We start from the raw sequence: 16994 nt of genomic DNA on the forward strand, positions 1-16994 counted from the left end.
ACATTTGGTTATCTACCCTGGAGCCAGTACATGACATATCTGTTCGATCCGTTAGACTGTGCCCCACCGCTGTTCAGAAGGACGTCACATGCCCCTTAGCCCCTACCTCCATACCGTCGACCTGTGCGTGCTGTGCTACTGCCGCGCCGCCGGGGAACTCAAGTTGTTGCTGAACAAGCGCGAAGCCGAGCCCTTCGCCGGGCATTGGGCGCTGCCGGGCGTGGTGGTGAATGGCGGCGTGCAAGATCTGAGCCTCCAGGATGCGGTGGAACGCTTGCGCGCCAGCAGCAAGGTCGGCCTGGAGCTGGCCTGGAGCGAGCAAGTGGGCACGGTGGGCGATGCGTTTCGCGATCCGCGTTGCTGGTCGTCGTCAACCTACTACCTGGCGATCATCGCGGATGAGGTGGCGCCGAGTGAGCATCAAGGCTGGTTCCCGCTGAAGGCGGTGGCCGATGGCAGTATCAAGTTACCGTTCGACCACAACAGCATCGTCGCGGCGGTGCAGGACCGGCTGTTTTCCAAGTCGCTGTACAGCAGCTTGCCGCTGATGTTCCTGGGCAATGAGTTCAGCGCGCCGGAGGCGACCACGATCTTTTCCCTGGTGCTGGAGCGACCGGTGCTCAAGACCAGTATTCGCCAGCGCTTGTTGAAGCTGACGGAGGCGGGATATTTGCGCGAGACGGGGCGCAAGAAGCAGGGTGAAGGCGGCAGGCCTCAGGCGACGGTGGAGAATCTGAAGCCTGGGGCGGTTTACTTCTTTGATCGCAGTTTTGCCGACTAAGCCGCCTTTTCAAGAACGATGACGTTCAAATGTGGGAGGGGGCTTGCTCCCGATAGCAGTGTGACAGTCAGCAAATAAAGTGACTGATCCACCGCTATCGGGAGCAAGCCCCCTCCCCCAGTTTTGATTGGGGAATTGCTTTAGCTCATCCAGTTGCCGCCGTCGACGTTATAGGTCTGGGCCACCACATAATCCGCCTCCTTCGACGCCAGGAAGATCGCCATTCCGGTGAGGTCTTCAGCCGTACCCATCCGCCCGAACGGCACCTCTGCCCCCACGCGCCGCTTCTTCTCGCCAGGCGCCAGGCCTTCATGCCTGGCAAACAGCGCATCCACCCCATCCCAATGCTCACCATCGACCACACCGGGGGCGATGGCGTTGACATTGATCCCTTGCTTGATCAGGTTCAGCCCCGCCGATTGCGTGAGGCTGATCACCGCCGCCTTGGTCGCGCAATACACCGCCACCAACGCCTCACCGCGTCGCCCGGCCTGGCTGGCCATGTTGATGATCTTGCCGCCGTGCCCCTGGCTGATCATCTGCCGGGCAGCGGCTTGCAGGGTGAACAGCGTGCCGGCGACGTTGATCGAGAACAGCCGATCAAAGCTGTCGCGGCTGATGTCGACGATGGGTGCCAGGTCGAACAGCGCCGCGTTGTTGATCAGGATGTCGAGCTTGCCGGCCTGGGCAACCACGGCGGTAATCGCGCTGTCGATGGAAGCCTGGTCGGTGACGTCCATCGCTACCGCGTAGGCTTGTGGGCCAAGCTCGGCGGCGGTGGCCTGGGCCCGCTGCAGGTTGATATCGGCGATGGCGACGGTCGCGCCTTCATGGATATAGGCCTGGGCAAACGCGCGGCCAATCCCGCGTGCCGATCCGGTGATCAGCGCGCTCTTACCTTCGAGTCGTTTCATAAGGCATCTGTCCTTTGAACATTATTTGGGATAGCCGGCGCGTTTCATTTCGCGCTCGGTGGTGGACTGCGCCTGGAGCAACGCCTGCTCAACCGACATGCCCCCCGTCAGCGCCGCCGAGAACAGCTTGCCGACGGACGTGCCGATGGCCTGGAACTCCGGGATGGTCACGTACTGGATACCCACGTACGGCACGGGTTTGGCCGACGGGTGCGCGGGGTCGGCGTGCTGCATCATCTCCAGGGTCACCTGGGCAAACGGTGCGGCCTTGAGGTACGCCGCGTTGTAGGTGGACTGGCGGGTACCGGGCGGTACGTTGGTGATGCCTTCTTTATCGGCGACCAGCTGGATGTAGTCCTTGGACGTGGCCCAGGCGATAAAGGCCTTGGCGGCGTCCTTGTGCTGGGAAGTGGCCGGGATCGCCAGCGACCAGGCGTACAGCCAGGAGGAGCCTTTGTCGGTGACTTCGGTGGGGGCCGCGGCGAAGCCTACGCTGTCGGCGACTTTGCTTTGACTCTTGTCGGTGGTGAAGGAGCCGGCGACGCTGGCATCGACCCAGATCGCGCACTTGCCGCTGTTGAACAGCGCCAGGGTTTCGTTGAAACCGTTGCTGGACACGCCGGGCGGCCCATATTGCTTGAGGGTGTTGACGTAGAAGTTGGCGGCGGCGGTCCACTCGGGGCTGGTCAACTCAGGCTTCCACTGCTCATCGAACCAGCGCGCACCAAAAGCGTTGGCCATGGTGCTCAGCAGCGCGATGTTCTCGCCCCAACCGGCCTTGCCGCGCAGGCACATGCCGTACTGGCCTTTGTCCTTGGCGGTGAGCTGGGCGGCGAATTCACCGAGCTGCGTCCAGGTCGGGTGCGCCGGCATGCTCAGGCCGGCTTGCTTGAACAGGTCGGTGCGGTAGTAGGTGACGGTGCTTTCCCCGTAGAACGGCAAGGCATACAAGGTGCCGTTGACCGACAGGCCCTGGCGCACCGAGGGGAAGATATCGTCGGCGTCGTAATCGGCTGGCAGTTGGGTCAGCGGTTCCAGCCAGTGCTTGGCGCCCCACAGCGGGGTTTCGTAGGTGCCGATGGTGAGCACATCGAACTGGCCGCCCTGGGTGGCGATATCGGTGGTGAGGCGCTGGCGCAGCACGTTTTCTTCGAGCACCACCCAGTTGAGCTGGATGTCCGGGTGCTGCTGCTCGAACACCTTGGACAGACGCTGCATGCGGATCATGTCGCTGTTATTGACGGTAGCGATGGTCACAGTGTCGGCAGCATGGCTGGGCATGGCCAAGGCCAGGCCGGAAAGCAGGAACAACGCTTGCGGGAGCTTGAACATAGCGGTTTCCACCTGTTGTTTTTGTTGTTGAGGGCCGATTACAGCAGCTTGGGCCGGGCCCTCACAAACGCCTGACGCATGCCTGGCTGATACTTTTTTAACCGCTGCATAGGGCGCAAAAAAGTATCAGTGCCAGGCGAAACCGGGGGTAGCGAAGGTAGCGCCAACCCGCGTATTTTGAGGCGACTGCACCCATAGAAGAGGCATCACCATGCCCGTCAGTCGCGCCACGCTGTTCGAACACCGCCCCGCCGAGCTTGAGGTGATCCTGCCCGAGCCGCAGCACTGCTTTCGCTGGTTCGAACACGACTACCCTTACGATCTGGCGCGCTGGAACCACCACCCTGAATTCGAAATCCACCTGATTCGCCAGGGCAGCGGCAAGTTGGTGGCGGGCGACTATATCGGTGCGTTCAGTGCCGGGCATGTGGCCCTGATCGGCCCCGACCTGCCCCATGACTGGATCGGCGAACTGGCCCCCGGCGAACATTTGAGCGGTCGCGACGTGGTGCTGCAATTCGACGGCGCCGCCCTGCTTGCCCTGCGCCAGACCCTGCCCGAACTCGGCGACTTGCAGCCGTTGTTCGAACAGGCCCGGCGCGGCCTGGAATTCAGTGGCGACACCGCCGTGCAGGCCGCACGGTTGATGGAAGCCATCGGCAGCGCCCACGGCCTGCAACGGCTGACCCTGTTCCTGCAACTGCTCGACTACCTGAAAAACGCCCCGGCGCAGCAGGTAAAGGCCCTGGCCAGCCCCTGTTACGCTCCGACCCTGGACGCCCGCAGCGCCGAGCGCATCAACAAGGCCTTCGACTACCTGATGCGCGAACTCACCGGCGACGTGCGCCTGTCAGTGATCGCCCAACAGTTGGACATGAGCGAACCTGGCTTCTCACGCTTCTTCAAGCGCAACACGGGCCATGGATTTATCGACCTGATGCGCAAATTCCGCGTGCAACGCGCCTGCCGGTTGTTGCTGCAAAGCGAGATGTCGGTGGCGGATATTTGTTTTGAAGTGGGCTACGCCAACCTGTCCAACTTCAACCGGCACTTTCGAATCGAGATGCACCAGACGCCCAGTGAATACCGCCGTGAAACGGCGATGCACCTGTTCAACCCCATCGAGAAAATGACACCCAGTCATTTCTGATCAAAAGGTCGAGTAATTCTGCTTTTTTCCATGGCATTCAAGCCATTAAGTAAAGTTGGTACAGCCTGTGCAACCGTTTGCGGTACGAACTTGACCGCCAAGTTCCCCACGACCCGATGAATCGGGTTCAAACCGCGTACGAATAGGGACTTTCAATGCACCCAACCTCAAGGCCCCGTGCCTGCTTTGGTGTTTCCTTGCTACTGGCCGCCGTAACGGGAGTACTCAGCGCGCCCATTTTGGCGCAGGAAAAACCCGTCGATGACTCAGCACAGGGCGAAACCCTGAGCCCTGAGGCCAGCCCGGCGAAAAAAGGCGTCTATCTGTCGGAATGGTTCAACCAGGACCTGACGCTGATCGGCAGCAAAGACATCAGCTTCGGCCCCAAGCCCCAGGATGATGTCTACCTGGAATACGAGTACTTCGGCCGCAAGGGGCCCTTCGAGTTGTACGGCTACATCGACGTGCCGAAGATCCTCGGCATCGGCAACAGTAACGACAAAGGCGCGTGGGACCATGGCTCGCCGGTCTTCATGGAGCACGAGCCGCGTATCTCCATCGACTACCTGGCCGGACGCAGCCTGGCCATCGGCCCGTTCAAGGAATGGTATGTGGCGTTCGACTGGATCTACGACCACGGCAGCAATAAGGCCAACCGAGCCAACACCCTGTACAGCGGCCTCGGCACCGACATCGACACCCACTCGCGTGTCAACCTGTCGGCGAACTTCTACGGGCGTTACCAATGGGAAAACTACGGCGCCAGCAATGAGTATTCCTGGGACGGCTACCGCGCGCAGATGAAATACATCGTGCCCATCGGCAAGTTCGACAACGGCGCCTCGCTGACCTACATCGGTTTCACCAACTACGATTTCGGCTCGGACCTGCACAAGGACAACCCGGCGCGCACCGCCAACGCCCTGGTGGCGACCAACGTGCTGCTGTATTCGTTCACCCACCTGCGCTTTACCCTGGTCGGTCGTTATTTTCATAACGGCGGCAACTGGGAAGACGGCAGTGAGTTGAACTTCGGCGAGGGTAACTTTCGCGCCCGCTCCGACGGCTGGGGTTATTACGCCGGCGTGGGCTACCAATTCTGATCAAGGAGTATTAGATGAATACGTTTACCCGTCTTTCGCTGGCCGTCGGCCTGGCGCTGCTGCCCCACGTGGTGCTGGCTGATTCTGCTGCCCCCATCAAGCCCAAGGTGATGCTGATCACCATGTTCGCCCCCGAGGCGCAAACCTGGATCGACCGCCTGGAACTCAAGCAGGAAGTGCGCGTGCCGGGCCTGTCCGCCGAATACCCGGTGATCCGCTGCAACACCCGGGACGTGTGCCTGCTGGTGACCGGCATGGGCCAGACCAACGCTGCCGCGTCCACCCTGGCCCTGGCCTTGTCGCCCAAGTTCGACCTGCGCCAGAGCTATTTCCTGATCGCCGGGATTGCCGGCATCAGCCCGAAACACGGCACCATCGGCACCGCCGCCTGGGCCCACTACCTGGTGGAATTCGGCACCCAGTGGGAACTGGATTCGCGGGATGCACCCAAGGATTGGCCGACCGGCTACCTTGGCATCAACACCAAGGGCCCCAACGAAAAGCCGCCACTGGACTACAAGACCGAAGTGTTTGAGCTGAACCCCAAACTGCAGGCCAAAGCGTTCGCCCTGTCGCACACAGTCGAACTTACGGAAAGCAAAGAGTCCGCCGCCTGGCGCAAACACTACCCCGCCGCACCCGCCAACCAGCCGCCGCAAGTCACCCGCTGCGACACCCTGGCGGGCAATACCTGGTTCTCCGGCACGCGCCTGAGCGAACGCGCCGAGGTGTGGACCAAATTGCTCACGGATAACAAAGGCGAATACTGCACCACCCAACAGGAGGACAACTCCACCTATGAAGCCCTGCTACGCGCCAGCCGTGAAGGGTTAGTGGACATCCAGCGCCTGGCCGTCGTACGTGCCGGATCGGACTTCGACCGCCCGTACCCTGGCTACAGCGAAGTGGACAACCTGCTCAAATACGCCGACCAGGGTGGGTTCGTACCGGCGTTGGAAAACCTCTACCGCACGGGTAACCCGCTGGTACAGGCGATCCTCAAGAACTGGTCGGCATGGGAAAAAGGCGTCCCAGAAGCCTAGTGCACATCAGAATGTGTCAAGGCAGCAAAATGATCTTGTCCGCACTGCCTTGACTCACGTCCTCATAGCACTGCACGCCATCGGCCAGCGCCACTTCGCGCAGGCCGGTCGGCAGCGGCAGCAGGCCGTCATCGAAGAAACGCCCGAACTGCTCCAGCATCACCGCGCACTGTTCACAGTTGTAGAGCAGTGAATTGATCCCCACCACCGAGCCGCCCTTGCGATACAGGCCCAGGGCCGGCAGTTGTACGTGGCCGTCCACCGGCGCGGCAATGATCGCGATGCGACCGAACGGCGCCAGGCCCGCCACGGCCGCCGGCAGCCAGAAACCGGTGGTGTCGAAGATCACATCGGCGCCACCCTTGAATACCGCATTGACCTGCGCGCCCAGCGCTTCGGGCTTGCCCAACGCAATCGCGTCGACCCCTTGCGCCTGCAACACCTCGACCTGGTCAGCCTTGCGTACCGCTGCCAACACCTGCGCACCAAGTACCCTCGCCAAGGCCAATGCCGCACTGCCCACCGCCCCATTAGCGCCGATCACCAGCAACCGCGTGTCTTTGCCCACGCCACTGCGCGCCAGCGCATCCCAGGCGGTGGTGTACGGCACCCCCAGGCTGGCGGCCTGGGCAAAACTCAGGTGGGCGGGTTTATGCGCCACGCCTTTGGCCGAGACGGTGAGGTACTGGGCGTGGGAACCGTCGGCGAAAAAGCCCAGGTCGCGACCGGTGCCCCAGACCTCCTGCCCCACCAGCGCCTGCGGACCTTGCACAACCACGCCGGCAAAGTCGCGGCCCGGTATGCGTGGCACGCTGGTGTAGGGGAAACGCCCGAGTACGTTCTTCACATCGCTGGGATTGAGGCCGGCGGCCTTGATCTGTACCAGCACTTCATCGGCGGCCGGCACCGGCGTGGCGACGTCGACGAAGCTCAGGGCGGTGAGGTCGCCAGTGGCGGAAAATTGCAGTGCTTTCATTGCCAGTATCCATCGAAGGGAGAAAAGGAATCAGGACAACCAACCGCTGACCAACTGCCGGCCCATGGGCCAGAGTTTTTCGCCGAGCAGCATGCCCATCAGGCCCACCAGCGCAATGGCGGGTGGTGCGGGCGAGCGGAAGTCCAGTGCGCCGTAGATCACGCCGACAAAGAGGCCAATGACAAGGGAGATCAGGTAACTCATGGGGGCAGCGCCTGGTGATTTGATGGGCTTAGTGTAGGAAGCCCATCCCGGCAGCATCGGCCAAACGCTTCAGGATTTCGGCCAACTCACATACTGAGAAGGCGCCATCCCCAGTTCTCGCCGGAACATGTCGCTGAAACTGCTCGGCGAATAGCCCAGGGACCGCGCAATAGCGCTGACCGACTGGCCCTGGATCAACTCGGCCACCGCCGTGGCCAATTGCACCTGGCGACGCCATTCGGCAAAGCCCATGCCCAGGTGGTGCTGGAACAACCGCGCCAAGGTGCGCACGCTGGCACCTGCCGCCTCAGCATGCTGCTCGAAAGGTATCTCCAGGGACGGCGCCGCCATGACCGCCTGGCACGCGCTGATCAGCCGGCGATCGGCCTCCACCGGCATGGCGATACGGATCTGCGAGCGGCGTGCCCGGCGCAACTCCAGCAGGGCCAGGCCGACCACCGCGTCGTAATACCCCGCGTCACCGCTGTCGCCCTGCTCCACCAGCGTGACGACCAATTCGCGCAGCAGCCCACCGACTTCAATCACCTGCACCTGGCTGTCCAATGTCGCCGCCAAGGCCGGGCGCAAGTAGATATTGCGCATCTGCAAATCCGACACCACCCGGATGCCGTGCTCAACCCCCGGCGGCAGCCAGACCGCACGCTGGGGCGGCACCACCAGGGCTTCACGAGGCGTCTCGACCCACATCACGCCGCTCATGGCATAGAGCAATTGGCCCCAGTCGTGCCGATGGGGCTCCACATACAAGCCACGCGGGTACGTGCGTGCCAGGGGTTGCACGGGGACAGCGTGATCACTGAGGTCGGGGGGCGCGGCCAGGGCCATGAGGTGCACGTCTATCGATGGGTAAGCCGTCATGGTAATGACCACCGCTCGACAATCCGAGTGAATTTTTGCCGCCTGGGGCGATCACTTGTTTACACCACCAGGGTTGATGGGCCAATGAATAACGCAAAACTGTTTGTGATCGACTACACCCTCCATGGCGAAGCCAAGTCATTCATTATCCGTCTGGAAAAGCTGGATACCTTGGAGGCCTGGCATTGGGCAAGCTGTGACGCTGGCGTGGGCCGTATCGGCCGTTTCGCCCGCGAGCAGGTGAAGAAGACCAGCCAGGAACAGGCCGAGAAATTTGGCATAAAAAACGTGCAATGGCGCCGCTCGGATGTGCGCGCCCAGGCTTGATCAAGGAGAAATGAGCATGGATTCAATCAACGGCAAAGCGCGCATCGATTACACCCGGGACACGTTGTTCGGGCCATTGGCCAAGCATGTCGAGTGCCAGGTGAGCGTGCAGCACAAACCCGGCTGGCTGGTGCTGAAGGTGTTCCAGCCGTTGCCGGACGATTTGCATGATGCGCAAACCCTGGTGCTGGCACTCGAAGGTCGACGAACAAGCGGCGTGGTAAAAGACAGCCGGCATTTGTCCGACCACAGCCTGCGCCTGGAGCTGGAACCCCAATAATCGATACGCAGGGAGCCCACTATTTCAGGCTCCCTGCGAACGTATTCAGCCTTTGGCCGACTTGGCACACTCGCACCCCGTTGCAGCCGAACAAGGCTCGCCATGGGCATGGTGCTCGGCACAGCCCTGGCAGCAATAGCCCTTACCGTCCTTCATTACCGCATCGACGCCCAGCACACACTTGCAATGTGGGCAGGCACAGGTTTGATCAGGCATGGCCAGACTCCTTCTTCATGGTCGTCCGGTGCGGCGGTTGCCAGCACCTTAAGCAGTGACTGCCCGCCGTCGGCGATGGTTCAAACCATCAGTCGGTACGCGTATTGCTGCGGTACATGAACACCAAGGCCAGCGCCAGACACACCATCGCCAGGATGCGGCTGCTCGACAGTTCGACAGCCGGGTTGCCCAGCCACCCGAAGTTATCGATCAGCATGCCCATGCCCAATTGCCCGGTGATCACGGCCACGGTTGCCACCGCAGTACCGACCACCGGCACCGCCCCGACCATCACCATCATGTACACCACGCCGAACAATGCGCCGGTCAGTTGCCATTTGGGGACGTCCAGCAGGCTGAAGGTCTGGGCCGGTTCGAAGAAGAAAATCAGCAGTGCGGTGGTGAGCGCGCCCACCGCAAACGTCAGCAGACTGCTGCGCAACACGCCTACCGACTGGCCGAGGCGCCCATTGATCGCCGCCTGCACACTCAGCACCGCACCTGCAGCAATCACCAGCACCAATAACAGAATCAGATTCATCGCCTTACCCTCGTGCTATCAGAACAAGTGCCGCCACAATCAACGCCAGGGCTATCCAGCGCTCGCCATTGACCCGTTTGCGTGCGGTGCCGAACCAACCGAAATGATCGATCAGCACGCTCTTGCCCACCTGGCCGGACAAAATCGCGATCATGGTCATGGCAATACCGATGTGCGGCGTGGCCAGGGTCAGCACCACCACATACATCGGCCCCAGGAACCCACCGATCAATTGCCAGCGCGGCAGCTCGGACAGCGCCGGCCCCTTCTGCGGGCCGCTGAACAGCAGCAGCAAAAACAGAATCGCCGAGCCCACGCCGAAGATGCTCAAGGTTGCCCACAGGTGCCCCACTTGCACGCCGAGCGGCCCGAGCAATCCTGCCTCGACCGACAAGCCCATGCCGGCCAGGATCACCAGCGGCAACAGCAGCAGCCGTAGGAGGTTTTTCTTCGGCGTGGCTTGCGCCACAGCCTCGATGGAACTTGCTTGCATACATCACCTGCACGTCAACAAAGGATTGGATGACGCGCATTATCCGGTGGTCGTTCTGTGCGATAAATGGGAGTATGCGGACAACACCTTTGCGCAGAACGCACAGCACGGAGCCACGATGCAGGGTTTGAATGAATTGAGTTTCAAGGCGCTGCGCCTGTTCGTCGCCGTGCTGGATCACGGTAGTTTTTCTGAAGTAGCCCGCCGTGAAGGCTTGGCGCCCTCCTCGATTTCCCGGCAGATCCAACTGATGGAACAAGCCCTCGGCCAGCAGTTGCTCTATCGTCACACCCGCGCGGTAAGCCCCACCGAGGCCGGGCGCCTGCTGGGGCGGCACGCGCGCGTGATGCTCGAACAACTGGAAGCCGCCGGCCAGGCCCTGCAGGAGCAGGAAAGCGAACCCAGCGGCCTGGTACGCATCAACGCACCGATGGTGTTCGGCCAGCGTCACCTGTCACCGTGGCTGGGTGAGTTATGCCGGCGCTACCCGAAACTGCAACTGGACATCCAGCAAACCGACACCTTCGTCGACCCGCTGCAAGACGGCACCGACCTGCTGTTTCGTATCGGCGTGCTCAACGATTCCAGCATGCAGGCACGCATCTTCGCACCCCAGCGCTTTCGCCTCGCGGCCAGCCCCGCCTACCTGGCCCGGCATGGCATGCCCCGACACCCTGAAGAACTGATCCACCACCAGTGCCTGGCCTACAAGGGCATCACCGGCCAGCAACGCTGGTTTTTCCGCAAGGGCCAGGACGACTGGACACCCTATAGCGTTAAGGGCCCGATCACCGGCAACCATGCCGACACCCTCACCCACGCCGCCGAACAAGGCCTGGGGCTGGTGGTGTTTCCGTCCTGGCTGATCGGCGAAGGCCTGCGCGCCGGCACCTTGCAGGCGGTGCTGACGGACTACGATGTGGCGACAACCCTCGAGCCCCAGCAGATTGCGGCGTTGTGGCCGGGGAGCCGGCGCCTGTCGCTGAAAGTGCGCACGGTGATTGATTACTTTGTGGAGTGTTTTGGGACGGTGCCGTATTGGGATCGATGAGCGGTTGAGGAATTTTCCGAGTAGTAAAAGTAGGCTCGGTCTGATTTAACGAGCCACTATATTTTGGACTGGGTGCATTGCGGCAGACTTTGGCGATGTCTTTTTTGGAGAGATGCCATGGTTTTCATGTACCCAAAGCCATCGCGCGATGAACGCGCGGCGGCAACCAGCGGTCGGCCCGTCTTGGATAGCTCGCCCAGTTTTGGCTATATTTGGCCAAAATACGCGGAGCACCTCATGATTACCGTACCCTTGGGCGAAGCAAAAAATAACCTGTCAAAACTGGTGGATGACGCCGCCGCCGGCAAAATTATCACCATTGCCAAGCATGGACGTGCGATGGCGCAACTCGTCCCCGTGGGGAAATCCAAAGGTCAGCGAATTGGCGTGATGAAAGGAAAGCTGGTTGTCCCCGAGGATTTTGAAGCGCCCCTGCCAGATGACCTGCTGGATACGTTTGCAGGCAGCCATCCATGAGGGTGCTGCTGGATACCCATGTTCTGCTCTGGGCACTGAGTGATGACCCGAAGCTATCCAGCAAAGCCCGACGACTGATCGAGAATGCCGCAGAGATTTACGTCAGCGCGGCAACCTTCTGGGAAATGGCGATCAAGGTCGGCCTTGGAAAACTCGATGCCGACCTGGACGAAATCCGGGAATATTGCCTTGAAAGCGGTTTCGTCGAACTGCCCATCACCTCAGAACACGCGATTGCCGTAAAGGATCTTGAGCATCATCACAAAGACCCTTTTGATCGGCTCATCGTAGCGACAGCCATCAGTGAACCGATGAGGCTAATGACCGCCGACGCGCAGATTGCCCAATACACATCCCTGGCCATTCTGGTGTAGTCCACACCCACTGCCCGGAACTCAGAACACCCACTGTCCAATCAACCACGCATTGGCCCCACTGATGACCGCAAACAGAAACCACGCCAACACGCGGGTATGCAGGCGATTGACGAACGGCCCCATCAGTTGCTTGTCGCCGGTCATGCGGATCAAGGGGTACAACGCGAACGGCAACTGCAGGCTGAGCACCACCTGGCTGAGGATCAGCAGCTTGCCAATGGCCTGGTCACCCATCAACCACACCCCGAGAAACGCCGGGATCAGCGCCAGCCCACGGGTGATCAGGCGGCGTTGCCAGCAGGGAATGCGCAGGTTGAGGTAGCCCTCCATGATCACTTGCCCGGCGATGGTGCCGGTAAAGGTCGAGCTTTGCCCGGACGCCAGCAAGGCGATGCCGAACAGGATGCTGGCAAAGGCGCCGCCCACCAGCGGGTCGAGCAAGCGGTAGGCGTCCTGGATCTCGACCACCTCAGTGTGCCCCGTCTTGTAGAAGGCGGAGGCGGCGAGTATCAGGATGGCGGCGTTGACCAGCAGTGCCAGGGCCAGGGAGCCAATGGTGTCGATCCGGGCCAGCTTGACCGCGTCCTGTTTGCTCGCGAGGTCTTTGCCGATCAGGCGGGTTTGCACGATCGAGCTGTGCAGGTAGAGGTTATGGGGCATCACCGTGGCGCCGAGAATACCGATAGCCAGGTACAACGGCGCGGCATCGCTGATGGCCGAAAGGGATGGGGTGAAACCACTGAACACATCCGGCCAATAAGGTTTGATCAGCACCAGCTCAATAAAGAAACACACGCCGATGGTCGCCACCAGCGCCAGCATGATCGCTTCCAGGCGGCGAAAACCACGGTTTTGCAGGGCCAGGACCAACAGCGTATCGAAGGCGGTGATGACAATGCCGGTGGTCAGGGAAACGCCCAGCAGCAGGTGAAACGCCAGGGCGCAGCCGAGCACTTCGGCAAGGTCCGTGGCGATAATGGAGATTTCCGCCAACACCCACTGGGTGCGTGCGGAGCGTTTGCTGTAGCGCTCACGGCACAGTTGTGCGAGGTCCTTGCCGGTAGCGATGCCAAGGCGTGAGCACAGGCACTGCACCGCCATCCCCGCCAGACTGGCGAGCAACACCACGAACAACAGGCTGTAGCCGTAGCGCGACCCGGCTTCGATGGCCGTGGCCCAGTTGCCCGGGTCCATGTAGCCGATGGAGATCAGCAGGCCGGGGCCGGCAAACATAAGAATGCGTTTGAAGAACGACGCCGTGGGGTCAACGGCGACGGAGCCCGCCACTTCCGGCGGGCAGAATGGAGCGGTAGCGATTTTCGGCAGGCTGAATTTCACGCGGTATCCCAGGCAAACACACTCGACAGGGGCTCAGCTTATCAGTCAGACGCAACGGTGCGCATCACCGTCTCCCGAGGCAGGTCAAACGCCTCCACCACCTGCACCACCAGGTCCATCTCCTGGTTCAAGGCTTCACGCTCCATGCGCTGGCGAATCACCCCGACCACCAACACCGCCAGGGTGGTAATCGAATAGGCCGGGCCGGAAAACGCCCGTACACCGCTCACCAGCAGCATCGCCGCCGCCAGCGCCTGGCCCACCACCGGGATCGCCGTGGCCGCACCACGACGCAGGATAAACCCGGTCAACCCGGCCAGCGCCGTGCCACTCAATGCCGTAGTGGCCGAGCGGCCGACATCGAAACGGCTGAACAGCCCCTGCTCTTTCTGTGCAGCCGCCTTGAGCTCTGCGTCGAATACCTGGCGGTCGGCGTTGCTGAGTTTGTCCTTGTACTGCTCAATCAGTTTTTCCGCGACCAGGGCTTCAAGGTCAGCCAGCGCAACGGTTGCGACGGGCTCGGAAAACTTGATCCCCAGCCGCTGCGCCACATCTTCGGCAATCTGGCGATAGTTCACGCCGTGGCCACGGGCCAGGTTCATAAAACTATCGCCGCCCATGCGCTGCAACTCGATGGCCAGCTTGAGCGGCTCGCGCACCGTGGCGTCGATCGATGCACTGCGCTTTTGCGCCATCAATTCGGCGAGAAACTTCAGCTCTTCCGGCCGCGCCTGCACCAGGGCCGGAAACAAGTCGACGTCCTCTTCGGCAAAGCGTACCTCGCTGCTGCGCTGGTCGGAACGAATCAGGCCGCGCCGCTCCTGCAACAGGTCGGTGTACTGCACCACGGTCTGCAACTGCGGCCAGTAGGCGGCGTGATCGAAGGTGGCCAAGTGCACATTGGTGACCTTGGCCTTGAGCGCCGGCGTCACCGGGATCGCGTACCGGCCGATGCACCGCTCGGTGTCCGGCTTCATCGCCAGGGCCCAGTCCTTGCTGGAATGGCAATTGATCACCCGCCCCTTGAGCGGCGCGCACACCTCTTCCCAAGGGCTAGACGTACAGATCGCGCCGCCCATCAACAGCAGGTTGTCCAATGGCAGCTCGCGCGCGGTGTCCGGGCTGGCCAGCAGGCTCTTGACCAGAATCCGCGCCCCCAGGGAATGACCGATCAGGTTGATACGCCGCACCTCCAGCGACTCGCCATGCAGGTAGCTGGCCAGCTCCGGCAGCAAGCTCCTGGCCACTTCGTCCACCCGCGCCTCGACGCTTTTATAGTGGTCGAGAAAATACGCAATCGCCTTGCCCACGCCTACGGTCGCAGCACCGATGCCACCACCACCCAGCATCGCGGCGATCACATCCTTGAAGGGCGCAAACAGGTTTTCCAGGAAATGCCCCGCCGGCCAGAACAGCATCAGGTTGGTCGACCCTTCGATACCCGCGAGCTGCGCCTTGAAATTGCCCAGTTGTTGCCGGTTGAAGAACGCCGAGTAACCGTGCACATAGAGATTGAGCACATCCCCCTGAGGCTCGCCGCACAATACGAACGTGGGCTTGCGGGTGCGGTGCATTTCATCCCACTGGTGCTGCATGGGCCGGTGACTCCTGGTGACGAGGGACGGCGATAATACCAAAGGGAGGCTTGTAGGACGGTGAATCCTGACCGGCGTGGCGGTCGCGAAGGATCAGAACTGCGCCGCAGCCTTTGATTTGGCCAGGTAGCGCGCCGGCGAATCCCCCAGGTTGCGCCGGAACACGGAGGTGAATGCACTGGAACTGCTGAACCCCAATTCGAGCGCTACCTCGGTGATGGACGCGCCGTGGCTTAGCCGTGCGGTGGCTTCCAATAGGCACACCTGCTGGCGCCAGGACACGAACGTCATCCCCGTGCCCTCGTAGAAATGGCGGGTGAAGGTGCGCCGGCTCATGTTCGACCAATCAGCCATCTCATCAAGGGTGATTTTCTGCGTGGGCGCATCCAGGAAGCGCTGACAGGCTCGCGCCAGCCGCGACTCGCACGGCAATGGCGCGCTGAGTGGCAGCTCGGGCATGGCTCCGATTTCATCAATCAACAGCGTCAGCACGCAGTGATGCCTCACGCTGGGTAATGTCGAGGAGTCGATAGCCAACGCCGCCTCAAGCAAATGCCTGAGCAGGGGCGACACTTCAAACACTTGGCAGCGCTCCTGCAACCCCGCCCGCTCAGCCGCCTCGGCGTTCAAGTAGGTATTGAGCATCACCACATCCCCGCGCATATGCATAGCGTGGGGCACACCACTCGGCACCCAGATCGCCCGCTGCGGCGGTACCACCCAGTTGCCGAGATCGGTGAACATTTTCAGCGCGCCGGTGGAGGCATAGGCGAACTGCCCACGTGAATGCGTGTGCCGCTCAAAGACGGTGCCGCAAGGGTATTCGCGCAGTGTTACCACGGCTTCAGGGCTGGCGGGGTCAAAGGTCGGAATCATGGCCTGATTCTGTCAAAATATGACCTTACATAGCAAGCGGGCCAGCCAACCACCCCCTAACATCCACGCCCTTGGATAACTGTAATGACCAAGGGAACATTCCATGCTGAAAAAACATCTGGCGCTCGCCGTGCTCGTCACCTTGGTATGGGGGGTGAATTTCCCCATTACCAAACTGGGCCTGCGCTCGGTCGACCCCTTCGTCCTCACGGGCATCCGCTTTGCCCTCGCCGCCCTGCCACTGGTGTTCTTCATCAAGCGCCCCGCTGTCAAATTCAGCTACGTGGCCGCCTACGGCGTCATCTTCGGGTTGGGCATGTGGGGCGTGATCAACTATGGCATCGAAAGGGGTGTGAGCCCCGGCATCGCGTCATTGATCATTCAACTCAGCGTATTTTTCACCATGGGCTGGGGTTGCGTGTTGTTCAGGGAAAAACTCCGCGGGACGCAAATGGCAGGTGCATTTCTAGCCCTGATCGGCCTGGCAGCTATCATCTCCACCCGGGAAGGCAGCCACGCAGTGCTGGGCGTGATGCTGATCGTATTCAGCGCGCTGGCCTGGAGCGTGGGCAACGTCATCATCAAGAAGTCGGGGGTCACTGAGGTCTTCTCGTTCATGGTGTGGGCCAGCCTGTTTCCGCCGATCCCGTTATTTCTTATGGCCTGGCTGATGCATGGCAGCGCGCCGTTCGAAGGCTTGCAGTCGAGCCTCGACATCATGGCGATCCTGTCCATTCTGTTTCAGGTGTACCTGGCGACGCACTTTGCCTACTGGGGCTGGAACTCGCTGCTCAAGCTGTACCCGGTGTCCACGGTGGCGCCACTGTCGTTGTTGATTCCGGTGTTCGGGATCAGCAGTTCGATGCTGCTGATTGGCGAGCGTGTTTCCACGCCGGACCTGATCTCGATTGCGATCATCATCGTCGGCCTGGCCGTGGGTTTGTACCGCAAGCCGGCGTGAACCGCCCGCCGCCAAACACGCACTGGCGTGTTGTCCCTTCAAACGCAGCAAAAACACAATTTTCGAAAGATAAAAAGCGC

21 protein-coding genes are annotated in these 16994 nt (G+C 61.3%); 10 read left to right on the plus strand and 11 right to left on the minus strand.

What is annotated here, in order from left to right; translation table 11 throughout:
* The first annotated feature begins 88 nt into the window (after window positions 1-88).
* Entirely contained in the window at window positions 89-781 is a 693-nt protein-coding gene (locus HDC32_RS25000) for an NUDIX hydrolase (RefSeq protein ID WP_167655420.1), read from the plus strand.
* Between the two features lie 140 nt (window positions 782-921).
* On the opposite strand, the gene HDC32_RS25005 is transcribed toward HDC32_RS25000, so the two are convergent.
* Both HDC32_RS25005 and HDC32_RS25010 read right to left on the minus strand, forming a co-directional pair.
* Entirely contained in the window at window positions 922-1695 is a 774-nt protein-coding gene (locus HDC32_RS25005; RefSeq protein ID WP_145337226.1) for an L-iditol 2-dehydrogenase, read from the minus strand.
* Between the two features lie 21 nt (window positions 1696-1716).
* Window positions 1717-2976 (minus strand): ABC transporter substrate-binding protein, encoded by a 1260-nt coding sequence (locus HDC32_RS25010; RefSeq protein ID WP_405046434.1) that lies wholly within the window; start codon window positions 2974-2976, stop codon window positions 1717-1719.
* 262 nt (window positions 2977-3238) lie between these two features.
* On the opposite strand from HDC32_RS25010, the gene HDC32_RS25015 reads away from it, so the two are divergent.
* From HDC32_RS25015 to HDC32_RS25025, 3 genes are all read left to right on the plus strand, one after another.
* Entirely contained in the window at window positions 3239-4177 is a 939-nt protein-coding gene (locus HDC32_RS25015; RefSeq protein WP_167655419.1) for an AraC family transcriptional regulator, read from the plus strand.
* Between the two features lie 155 nt (window positions 4178-4332).
* A complete protein-coding gene (locus tag HDC32_RS25020) occupies window positions 4333-5280 on the plus strand; it encodes a nucleoside-specific channel-forming protein Tsx (protein WP_027607506.1) in 948 nt (315 codons plus the stop codon).
* Between the two features lie 14 nt (window positions 5281-5294).
* Window positions 5295-6323 carry a purine nucleoside permease gene (locus tag HDC32_RS25025; RefSeq protein WP_167655418.1) on the plus strand — a complete coding sequence of 343 codons (1029 nt, stop codon included), beginning with the start codon at window positions 5295-5297 and terminating at the stop codon, window positions 6321-6323.
* Window positions 6324-6339: 16 nt separating this feature from the next.
* On the opposite strand, the gene HDC32_RS25030 is transcribed toward HDC32_RS25025, so the two are convergent.
* The 3 genes from HDC32_RS25030 to HDC32_RS25040 form a co-directional block, all read right to left on the minus strand.
* Window positions 6340-7299 carry a zinc-binding alcohol dehydrogenase family protein gene (locus HDC32_RS25030; RefSeq protein WP_184745925.1) on the minus strand — a complete coding sequence of 320 codons (960 nt, stop codon included), beginning with the start codon at window positions 7297-7299 and terminating at the stop codon, window positions 6340-6342.
* Window positions 7300-7329: 30 nt separating this feature from the next.
* Window positions 7330-7503 carry a DUF1427 family protein gene (locus tag HDC32_RS25035; RefSeq protein ID WP_131700718.1) on the minus strand — a complete coding sequence of 58 codons (174 nt, stop codon included), beginning with the start codon at window positions 7501-7503 and terminating at the stop codon, window positions 7330-7332.
* Between the two features lie 69 nt (window positions 7504-7572).
* Window positions 7573-8349 (minus strand): helix-turn-helix transcriptional regulator, encoded by a 777-nt coding sequence (locus HDC32_RS25040; protein WP_184746063.1) that lies wholly within the window; start codon window positions 8347-8349, stop codon window positions 7573-7575.
* Between the two features lie 117 nt (window positions 8350-8466).
* Between HDC32_RS25040 and HDC32_RS25045 the strand changes: the two genes are divergently transcribed.
* Window positions 8467-8709, plus strand: coding sequence for a DUF6555 family protein (locus tag HDC32_RS25045; RefSeq protein WP_131700717.1), 243 nt, complete (start codon window positions 8467-8469; stop codon window positions 8707-8709).
* A 16-nt stretch (window positions 8710-8725) separates the two neighbouring features.
* Entirely contained in the window at window positions 8726-8989 is a 264-nt protein-coding gene (locus HDC32_RS25050; RefSeq protein ID WP_145337223.1) for a hypothetical protein, read from the plus strand.
* 45 nt (window positions 8990-9034) lie between these two features.
* Here HDC32_RS25050 and HDC32_RS25055 read toward each other — a convergent pair whose 3' ends face one another.
* The 3 genes from HDC32_RS25055 to HDC32_RS25065 form a co-directional block, all read right to left on the minus strand.
* Window positions 9035-9205 carry a metallothionein gene (locus HDC32_RS25055; RefSeq protein WP_131700715.1) on the minus strand — a complete coding sequence of 57 codons (171 nt, stop codon included), beginning with the start codon at window positions 9203-9205 and terminating at the stop codon, window positions 9035-9037.
* Between the two features lie 88 nt (window positions 9206-9293).
* Window positions 9294-9746 carry a DMT family transporter gene (locus tag HDC32_RS25060; RefSeq protein WP_131700714.1) on the minus strand — a complete coding sequence of 151 codons (453 nt, stop codon included), beginning with the start codon at window positions 9744-9746 and terminating at the stop codon, window positions 9294-9296.
* 4 nt (window positions 9747-9750) lie between these two features.
* Window positions 9751-10239: a DMT family transporter gene (locus tag HDC32_RS25065; RefSeq protein ID WP_065939787.1), complete on the minus strand. Its 489-nt coding sequence runs from the start codon at window positions 10237-10239 to the stop codon at window positions 9751-9753.
* 118 nt (window positions 10240-10357) lie between these two features.
* Between HDC32_RS25065 and HDC32_RS25070 the strand changes: the two genes are divergently transcribed.
* From HDC32_RS25070 to HDC32_RS25080, 3 genes are all read left to right on the plus strand, one after another.
* Window positions 10358-11290 (plus strand): LysR family transcriptional regulator, encoded by a 933-nt coding sequence (locus tag HDC32_RS25070; protein ID WP_145337222.1) that lies wholly within the window; start codon window positions 10358-10360, stop codon window positions 11288-11290.
* Window positions 11291-11416: 126 nt separating this feature from the next.
* Entirely contained in the window at window positions 11417-11767 is a 351-nt protein-coding gene (locus HDC32_RS25075) for a type II toxin-antitoxin system Phd/YefM family antitoxin (RefSeq protein ID WP_371920983.1), read from the plus strand.
* Window positions 11764-12141, plus strand: coding sequence for a type II toxin-antitoxin system VapC family toxin (locus HDC32_RS25080; protein ID WP_131700710.1), 378 nt, complete (start codon window positions 11764-11766; stop codon window positions 12139-12141). The genes HDC32_RS25075 and HDC32_RS25080 overlap by 4 nt, the downstream gene beginning before the upstream one ends.
* Window positions 12142-12162: 21 nt before the next feature.
* Here HDC32_RS25080 and HDC32_RS25085 read toward each other — a convergent pair whose 3' ends face one another.
* The 3 genes from HDC32_RS25085 to HDC32_RS25095 all read right to left on the minus strand — a co-directional run bounded on the left by HDC32_RS25085 (window position 12163) and on the right by HDC32_RS25095 (window position 15953).
* Window positions 12163-13482 carry an Nramp family divalent metal transporter gene (locus HDC32_RS25085; protein ID WP_131700709.1) on the minus strand — a complete coding sequence of 440 codons (1320 nt, stop codon included), beginning with the start codon at window positions 13480-13482 and terminating at the stop codon, window positions 12163-12165.
* A 41-nt stretch (window positions 13483-13523) separates the two neighbouring features.
* The gene (locus tag HDC32_RS25090; protein WP_131700708.1) at window positions 13524-15077 is read right to left on the minus strand and encodes a DUF726 domain-containing protein; all 1554 of its coding nucleotides are present in this window, start codon (window positions 15075-15077) and stop codon (window positions 13524-13526) included.
* 93 nt (window positions 15078-15170) lie between these two features.
* Window positions 15171-15953, minus strand: coding sequence for a helix-turn-helix domain-containing protein (locus tag HDC32_RS25095; RefSeq protein ID WP_184745927.1), 783 nt, complete (start codon window positions 15951-15953; stop codon window positions 15171-15173).
* A 103-nt stretch (window positions 15954-16056) separates the two neighbouring features.
* On the opposite strand from HDC32_RS25095, the gene HDC32_RS25100 reads away from it, so the two are divergent.
* Window positions 16057-16914 carry an EamA family transporter gene (locus tag HDC32_RS25100; protein WP_131700706.1) on the plus strand — a complete coding sequence of 286 codons (858 nt, stop codon included), beginning with the start codon at window positions 16057-16059 and terminating at the stop codon, window positions 16912-16914.
* Window positions 16915-16994 lie beyond the last annotated feature (80 nt).

Origin of the sequence: Pseudomonas sp. JAI120 (assembly GCF_014207255.1) — a bacterium.
GTDB lineage: Bacteria > Pseudomonadota > Gammaproteobacteria > Pseudomonadales > Pseudomonadaceae > Aquipseudomonas.